The 1193-nt window shown below is 65.7% G+C and carries 1 protein-coding gene; it reads left to right on the plus strand.

The window, feature by feature from the left end:
- Positions 1-1186, plus strand: a 1186-nt coding sequence (locus EOL86_15265) for a TolC family protein (protein ID NCD26929.1), incomplete at its 5' end; no start/stop codon positions are given.
- Between the last annotated feature and the right edge of the window lie 7 nt (positions 1187-1193).

The following is a 1193-nucleotide window of genomic DNA, read 5'->3' on the forward strand; positions in this document are numbered from 1 at the left end:
TCTTGCCGCGGATGGCAGCGGTGGCGAAACGTGGACGTCCCGGCGCATCGACGGTGGTGGCCCGCCCGAGGGGCGCGAGAAATCCCGCCTTCATGCCGTCTATCTCGGCGCGTCGTGGGAGCTCGATCTGTGGGGCAAATACCGCAACGCGCTGTATGGCGCGGAAGCCAACCTGCGGGCCAGCGAGGCCGATCTCGAAGGCGCCCGCCTGCTCGTGGCCGGAAGCACGGTCAAGGGCTATTTCGACCTGCTCAGCTATGACTTTCAGGTGCGCATCGCCGACCAGACTCTTGGCCAGCGCTTGCAGGCCCTCGAATTCCACGCCCTCAACGAGGAATTTGGTTTTTCCAGCCGGGCCGACCTGGTTCGGGCCCAAAGCGAGGTTGAAAGCGCCCGCTACAATCTGGCCATGGCCCGCCTGGGGCGCGACGGGGCGCACAGCGCGCTCCTGGTGCTGCTGGGGCGTTCGCCGGACGAAATTCTGCGGGGAGTGGAACCCTCCCGCGTGAACGATCTCGCCGCGTTGCCCGTGGCGCCGGTCCTGCCGGATGGCTTGCCTTCAAACTTGCTGGCGCGCCGGCCGGACTTGCGCGCGGCAGAGGAGGGGCTTCGGGCGGCGCATTTCGATGTCGGCGTGGTCCGGGCCGATTATTTCCCGTCCTTTTCCTTGACTGGACAGGCTGGAACGGCGGCGAAGGATGTTGGGGATTTCGGCTTTGGCGCGGCGCGAAGCTGGACCTACGGCCTGTCGCTGCATCTGCCGCTCGATTTTTGGACCACCCGATTCCGGGAACTGATGGCCGAGGCCAAATGCCGGGAAGCGGCGGCCACGTATGAAAAGGCCGTGCAGGCCGCCTTCCGCGACATTCGCGACGCTTTGGCCCGGCAGGCCCTGCTGGCCGAGGCCGCTGTCGCTCTCGAACGTCAGATCGGAGATCTGCGCGAAGCCGTGGCCAAGGCCGACGACCGCTACCGGAACGGGTACTCCAACTTTCTGGATGTGCTCGACGCGGATCGGTCCCTTTTTTCGGCCCAGCTCGACTGGGCGCAAACCAGAACCCGGCAGTTGCAGGCGATGGTTGATGTCTGCTTGGCCCTGGGCGGCGGCTGGAGCGATGTTCCGGCGGAGTCCGCTTCCGATGCCGGCGTGACGATGCGCGAACGACGCGATGGAGGTATCCAGTGAAATTTTC

It is taken from the genome of Deltaproteobacteria bacterium (assembly GCA_009930495.1).
Lineage (GTDB): Bacteria > Desulfobacterota > Desulfovibrionia > Desulfovibrionales > Desulfomicrobiaceae > Desulfomicrobium.